At 65.2% G+C, this 6,979-nt stretch carries 7 protein-coding genes; 3 read left to right on the top strand and 4 right to left on the bottom strand.

Annotated elements, in window-relative coordinates; genetic code table 11:
* The 4 genes from AB3X43_RS13180 to trxA form a co-directional block, all read right to left on the bottom strand.
* Nucleotides 1–1,631 (bottom strand): hypothetical protein (locus AB3X43_RS13180; protein ID WP_369430312.1); only part of this gene is annotated, 1,631 nt, incomplete at its 3' end.
* A gap of 145 nt (nt 1,632–1,776) precedes the next feature.
* On the bottom strand, nt 1,777–2,034 hold the full coding sequence (locus AB3X43_RS13175; protein WP_179635755.1) for a type B 50S ribosomal protein L31: 258 nt from the start codon (nt 2,032–2,034) through the stop codon (nt 1,777–1,779).
* Between the two features lie 101 nt (nt 2,035–2,135).
* Entirely contained in the window at nt 2,136–3,398 is a 1,263-nt protein-coding gene (rho, locus tag AB3X43_RS13170; RefSeq protein WP_179635754.1) for a transcription termination factor Rho, read from the bottom strand.
* A 265-nt stretch (nt 3,399–3,663) separates the two neighbouring features.
* On the bottom strand, nt 3,664–3,993 hold the full coding sequence (trxA, locus tag AB3X43_RS13165) for a thioredoxin (RefSeq protein WP_369430310.1): 330 nt from the start codon (nt 3,991–3,993) through the stop codon (nt 3,664–3,666).
* A 214-nt stretch (nt 3,994–4,207) separates the two neighbouring features.
* Here trxA and AB3X43_RS13160 point away from each other — a divergent pair, with 214 nt between their 5' ends.
* The 3 genes from AB3X43_RS13160 to AB3X43_RS13150 all read left to right on the top strand — a co-directional run.
* Nucleotides 4,208–5,914 carry an HDOD domain-containing protein gene (locus AB3X43_RS13160; protein WP_369430309.1) on the top strand — a complete coding sequence of 569 codons (1,707 nt, stop codon included), beginning with the start codon at nt 4,208–4,210 and terminating at the stop codon, nt 5,912–5,914.
* Between the two features lie 43 nt (nt 5,915–5,957).
* Complete coding sequence (locus tag AB3X43_RS13155) at nt 5,958–6,782, top strand: TatD family hydrolase (RefSeq protein WP_369430308.1); 825 nt, start codon at nt 5,958–5,960, stop codon at nt 6,780–6,782.
* Nucleotides 6,779–6,979: uracil-DNA glycosylase family protein (locus AB3X43_RS13150; RefSeq protein ID WP_473965121.1), on the top strand; the 201-nt coding region annotated here is incomplete at its 3' end. The genes AB3X43_RS13155 and AB3X43_RS13150, both read left to right, overlap by 4 nt.

Here is a 6,979-nt window from a genome sequence, read left to right as displayed (position 1 = left end):
CGATAGACCAGCATGACTTCATCCCGGTCGGCCGGGCGTCGCTCGCGGGCGACCAGGGTCCATCCCGGCATCGCGGGCGTCTGCTGAAGGGCTTCGGGGGTGTCGATGCGTTCCTTGTGGCCCATCAGCAGCCATGGGCAATCGGTGGCACGCGGGTCGAGCGACAGGCGCCACGTCCCGTGCACCTCCAGCGCAGCGAGCTGGCTGCGCGCGACATTCTGTGTCGCCACACAGCCGGTGGCCGGGAGATGGGTGGCCAGTCGCTGCACCAGCGGGCGGTAACTGCGTGCATGGTCCAGCAACGGCAGCCAGAGCGTCATCAGCAGCAACCAGCTCAATGCGACACCACCCGCCGGCAACACCATGCTTTTCCAGAGCGCGTGGCGGTGGTGCCCGGTGCGCCACCGCACGAGCGCCAGCCAGGCGACCGTGCCCGCCAGCGCGATGCCCAGCGCAAGCAGGCTGAACCGTGGCACGAACTCCGGCGCCAGGCGGGCGACATTGGCTGCTGGCTGTGCTGGAACGCCGGTGTGCATCGCGACGTAGATCACCCAGATGGCCAGCGCGCTGAGCGTGAAGAAGAACACCGAGAACCAGTCGATGGCTGCGCTGACGCTGCGCTGCAAGGTCGGCAGCGCGAACGCCCCCAACACGGCCAATGCTGGCAGCGACAGCATGAGGGCGCGGTCGGATGCGCCCATGGAGGCACTCACCAGCAGGCCCACCAGCACGATCACCAGCGGAATCGACAGGTGGCGCTTGAGCAACTGGCGCCGCCAGCGCCACAGTGTCCAGGTGGCCAGTGGCCACACCGGCCAGGTGAACCACACGAGCAGCTTTGGCAGTGCGAGCCAGTCTCCGGCTGGCATCACTCGCCATACCCAGGCGCCCAGCAGCGTTCCGATGCCGCCGGCCAGCGCGCAGGCTCCGAGCAGCCACGGCACCAGCTTGCGGGACGCTGCGTAGCTGGATCGCCAGCAGACCAGCGCGCTTGCCAGGCCCATCAGCAATCCGGTGGTTGCTGCGCCACTGGCGGCGAGGCCGATCAGGGCTGCCAGCGCTGCGGCACGGCTCGTGCCGATGCGATACGGACTGGCGGCCAAGGCATAGAGCAGCAGGGCAGTGGCGGCCAGTTGCACCAGTTCGGGTGTGGTTTCATGGCCAAGCTGCAACAGGCCAAGGCTTGCCATCAGCGCCAGCACGGCACCGTCGGCCATGGCGCGGGCGTAGTCCACGGGATGTGCTTCACCGCCAAAGGCAAACGCCAGGGGCTGCGCGGCTTCCGTGCGGGCCAGATGCAGCGTGGCGTACCAGACCAGCGCCAGCGTGGCCGTCAACAGCAGGGCAAATGGCAGACGCGCTGCCAGTGCCGGATCGATCCAGGGCGTCAGAGCCTTCATGAAGGCGGCACCGATCCAGTAGGGCAGCACGCCGCCCTCCGTGCTGCCCCAGCCTGCAATGGTCGGATGCAGCCAGGAAGCCTCGCCTCGCAGCAGGCTGGTCATGTAGCCATAGGCGGTGATGTCTGCGTTTTTCCATGGGTCGCGCCCGAAGACGCCTGGCAGCACATAGGCTGCACAGAGCAACAGCAGCGCAAGGCGTGGCAGGCGCTGTACGGCGCGCTGGGTCACGAGGGCTGGATTGGGGGAATGCGCAGACACGGAATGGCGTTAGGCGAGGAAGAATCGAAGGTTCGCACCTGCTTGCAGCAAAAAAAAAGGCAGCCTGGGCTGCCTTTTCTTGCGCACGCGATGTGCGTCGTTCCAGGTGGCAAGATTACTTCTTGATGCCGACCTTGAACTTGTTGCGGAACTTCTCGACACGGCCGCCCAGGCTGTCGATGCTCTTCTGCGTGCCGGTGTAGAACGGGTGCGTTTCGCTGGTGGTTTCCAGCTTGAACAGCGGCAGTTCGCGGCCGTCTTCCAGGGTGATCTTTTCGCGGGCCGGAGCGCACGAGCGGGTCACGAACTGGAAACCGTTGGACAGGTCGACGAAGCAGACGTCGCGGTAATTCGGGTGGATGCCGTCTTTCATGGGGAGTCCTCGCTGTGTGCCGGGAGCCACTCTGCACCATGCAGATGCACTTTCCGACAGCGGAAAAACAAAGATTATAGCGTGCGCAGTCGTGAACTGACTCAGCCGCCGCGCCGCATCATGTCGAAGAAGTCGATGTTGCTCTTCGTGGCCTTCATCTTGCCGAGGATGAACTCCATCGCCTCGATCTCGTCCATCGGGTAGAGCAGTTTGCGCAGGATCCAGCTCTTCTGCAGGATTTCCGGCTTGAGCAGCAGCTCCTCGCGGCGCGTGCCGGACTTGTTGAGCAGGATCGACGGGTAGACACGCTTCTCGGCCATGCGGCGGTCCAGGTGGATCTCGCAGTTGCCGGTGCCCTTGAATTCCTCGTAGATCACCTCGTCCATGCGGCTGCCGGTATCGACCAGCGCGGTGCCGATGATGGTGAGCGAGCCACCTTCCTCGACGTTGCGGGCCGCACCGAAGAAGCGCTTGGGGCGCTGCAGCGCATTGGCGTCCACGCCGCCGGTCAGTACCTTGCCCGACGACGGCAGCACGTTGTTGTACGCGCGGGCCAGTCGGGTGATGGAGTCCAGCAGGATGATCACGTCCTTGCGCAGTTCGACCAGTCGCTTGGCGCGCTCGATCACCATCTCGGCGACCTGCACATGGCGGGCGGCCGGCTCGTCGAAGGTCGAGCTGATGACCTCGCCGCGCACGGTGCGCTGCATCTCGGTCACTTCCTCGGGACGCTCGTCGACCAGCAGGACGATGAGGTGGACCTCGGGATGGTTGGCGACCAGTGCGTGGGCGAGGTGCTGCATCATGACCGTCTTGCCGCTCTTGGGCGGAGAGACGATCAGGGCGCGCTGCCCTTTGCCGATAGGTGCGATCAGATCGATGATGCGACTGGTGATGTTCTCCTCACCCTTGATGTCGCGCTCCAACCGGAACTGCTCCTTCGGGAACAGCGGGGTCAGATTCTCGAACATGATCTTGTTCTTGCTCTCCTCGGGCGTCAGTTCGTTGACGCGATCGACCTTCACCAAGGCGAAGTAGCGTTCGCCGTCTTTCGGCACCCGCACTTCGCCTTCGATCATGTCGCCGGTGTGGAGATTGAAGCGGCGAATCTGGCTCGGCGACAGATAGATGTCGTCGGTGGAGGCGAGAAAACTCGTGTCCGGCGAACGCAGAAAGCCGAAACCATCCGGAAGGACTTCCAGCACGCCGTCGCCGAAAATCTGCTCGCCCTGACGGGCGCGTTTTTTCATGATCGCGAACATCAGTTCCTGCTTGCGCAGGCGACTGGCGGACTCGATCTCCAGCGACTCTGCCATCTGGATGAGCGCCGAGATGTGTTGAGCCTTGAGTTCGGAAAGATGCATAGGGGCGGACCCTGAAAGCAGGTCTGATCGGTGCCAGCCGGACAGACCGGGGGTGGTCGGGACCTGGCTCCGTCGCTGCTCGGGATGAACATCCCATGAATGCCGGGTGGGCAATCAGGCGATGGGGTCCGGGACGATCAATGCGGGGAGTAGGGAGCCGACGCTGCGCGCGCTTCAGAGTCAGTGCAACTGTCTCTTCGACAACTGGCGCGCAGTGGCATTCGCAAACGGCACCAACACAGTCGGTAAGCGCCGCTGGAACGAATTATAGATGAGATTCGACGAAGCTCTTCAACTGGGGAAACGCCAGGGCGCCCACCTTCGTGGCGACAGGCTGGCCACCCTTGAAGACCATCAGCGTCGGGATGCCGCGGATGCCGAACTTGCCCGCAGTGGCCTGGTTGCCATCGACGTCGAGCTTGACGATCTTGATCTGGCTGCCCAGCTCTTCGGCAACACGGTCCAGACCCGGCGCCATCTGCTTGCAGGGGCCGCACCATTCGGCCCAGAAATCAACCAGAACCGGCGTGTCTGACTGGATCACTTCCGATTCGAACGTGGAGTCGGAGATGTTTTTGATGAGGGGGCTGCTCATGTGGGTTCCGTCGGAAAGGGAAATGGCTGAAGGATTTTCAGCAGGTGGCGATATGACGAGGATTTTGGCATGAACGTGGTGGAGTCCGCTTGGATTGCCCGGAGTAAATGGCTATCCGCTTGATAGCGTACAGATGGATGCAAGGCTGATACAGGGCGGTATTGATGGTCTTTTTCATCGCTTGCCGTGGCGATCCGGCGGCTCCAATCTCGCCATGACCGACGCTGTATCAGCAGCACCTGTGCTGCGTACCTTTGCTGATTTCGCGCTGTTGCGCATGCTCGGGCGCAGTTCGCTCACCATCGCTTGGCTGGCAACTGACATCCACACCGGGCAGCCTGTGCGTCTGCTGGCCTCGACTTATCCGGTGACCTCCCAGGTCGTGCGTGAACGCTGTGTCGAGGACGCGCAGCGTGCGGCCCGGCTGGTCCATCCCCGTCTGGTGCCTGTGCGCAAGGTCGGCTGCGTGGACCGGTTTCCGTATGTGGTCTGCGACGCCGAACCCTCCGACCTGGAAGCACCGTCGGTGGCACCGACGGTGCTCAGTCTCGATGATGTCGTGCGCCGTGGACACGACGTGCTGGACGGCCTGTCCTATGTCCACGAGGCAGGCATGGTCCACGGCGATCTCGCCCTCCACACCCTGATGCTGGATGCGACGGGACGGCTGCGCCTGTGGGGCTGTGGCCTGGGTGTCGCGCTGGCCACAGCCCGCAATGCGTCAGTGTCCTCCGCCCCGTCGCCGCCCGGGCTCGGCCACTTGCTGTCACGAGAGATCGCCGCCTGTGGCTTGCTGATGCAGCACTGGCTGATGGGCCGGCCGCCTGCTGGCGAGGCCGACATGCCCACGCTGCTCGGGCAGATGAACACCATCGACCTGCGTCTGCCGATCCCGGTGCCGCAGCCGGTGCCGGACTCGCTGCGCCTGATCATCAACCGGGCGATCGACCTGCATCCTCAGCGGCGCTTCCTGCATGCCCGCAGTTTCGAGCGTGTCCTCGGCAACTGGCATCAGACCCAGTTGCTGGACGGCGATGGCTTCGACGCGGTCCTGGCCGAGCGCATCCGCCGTGGCGGGCACTTGCCGGCCCGTCCGATGCTGGTCAATCGGGTCACGCAGATCATTGGCATGGAGCAGCAGCGGTTGGACACGGTGGTCGATGTCCTGCTGGAGGACATCGGTTTGAGCCTCGGGCTGCTGCGTGCCGCGAACTCGGCAGAAGCCTCCGCCGTGAGCGTCGACGAGGCGGTCATCACCGTCAATCGCGCCATGCAACTCATGGGGACGAACGGCTTGCGCCGCGTCGCGGGTGGCATGAAGCCGTGGCCCGGCACGCTCAAACCGGTCAGCGTGCGTGCCTTCGAAGCGGCGATGAATCGCGCGCTTCTGGCGGGTCATCTGGCCGAGTGCCTGGCACCGGCGGGCATGGACGCAGAGGCTGCCATGCTGGCTGCGCAATTCCAGCATCTCGGCACGTTGCTGGCTGCGTACCATTTCCCGGACGAGCTTCAGCAGATCGCGCGTCTGAAAGCTGCTGGCGATGTCGGCAGCGGGCAGCCGATCAGCGAAGAAACCGCAACGCTGGCGGTCCTCGGTGTCGACCTGCCCGGCTTGGCGTTGGCGTTCTTGCGTCTGTGGGGACTGACCGATTCGCTGCGCCAGCGGGTCAAGCCGATACCGCTCGACCGGCGGATCATCAGCCCGACGACACCGGCTGGCTGGATCAAGCTGGTCGCCAGTTGTGCCAATGAGATCGTGGCACTGACGGAGCTGCCGCAGCCTGCCCAGCCGGCAGCATTGACCACGGTGCTGGGTCGCTATCACACGGCGCTGGCACTGGAAACCGAGCAGGTGCGTGGTGCGATGCGCCAGGCACGCGATAAGCTCTCACGCCATTTGAACCCTTCCGCGACGGACTGATCACCGATCTGGACCCGCGGACCTGTCATCGACGGCGCTCCGCATGCCCCTCTGGATCGATTCGCACTGCCATCTCGACGCCCCGGAATTCGACGCCGATCGCCGCGCCGTGTGCGACCGCGCGCGCGCAGCCGGCGTGGCACTGCTGGTGATTCCTGCGGTGGAGGCCGCACATTTCGAGGGTGTGCGCACGCTGGCCCATGCCACCGGGCAGGTCTATGCGCTGGGCCTGCATCCGCTCTATGTGCACCGCCAGCCGGCCGATGCCCTGGACCAGCTCGCCCGGGCGCTGCACCAGCACCGTGGCGACGAGCGCCTGGTCGCCGTTGGCGAGATCGGTCTGGATGGCTTCGTGCCAGGTCTGGACTGGGCGACCCAGGAGCGTTTCTATGCGGCACAGCTCGCCCTGGCCCGCCGCATGGACCTCCCGGTGATCCTCCATGTGCGCCGATCTGCCGATGCGTTGCTCAAGCACCTGCGCCGCGCTGGCGTGCGCGGTGGCATCGCCCATGCCTTCAACGGCAGCGAGCAGCAGGCGCAGATGTTCATCGACCTGGGATTCCGGCTCGGCTTCGGCGGGGCGATGACCTTCGAGCGCGCCTCGCAGATCCGCAGGCTCGCGCAGATCCTGCCCGCCGAGGCCCTCGTGCTGGAGACCGACGCACCCGATATCCCGCCGCACTGGCTCTACCGCACCGCCGACGAGCGCGCGCAAGGTCTGGGCAGCCGCAACGAACCCGCCGAGCTGCCCCGCATCGCCGAGACGCTGGCTGCGCTGCGTGGCTGGACGCTGGAAGAGACCGCGGCCACCACGACCGCCAACGCCTGCGCCGCCTTGCCGCGCCTGGCGCCGTGGTTGCCGGCATGACGCGCCTGACGGGCTTCCCGCCCGTGGTCTCGCCGACCACGCGGCTGATGGTGCTGGGCAGTTTTCCGGGCGTGGCCTCGCTGGTGCAGCAGCAGTACTACGGCCACCCGCGCAACCAGTTCTGGCCGATCCTGTCGGCGCTGTGGTCGGTCGATCTGCGCCGCCTGCCGTATGCGGAGCGGCTCGACGTGGTGCGC

The organism is Sphaerotilus sp., from assembly GCF_041083715.1.
GTDB lineage: Bacteria > Pseudomonadota > Gammaproteobacteria > Burkholderiales > Burkholderiaceae_C > Sphaerotilus.
Note: the sequence above shows the minus strand (reverse complement) of the source record. Positions and strands in the feature narration are given on the sequence as shown.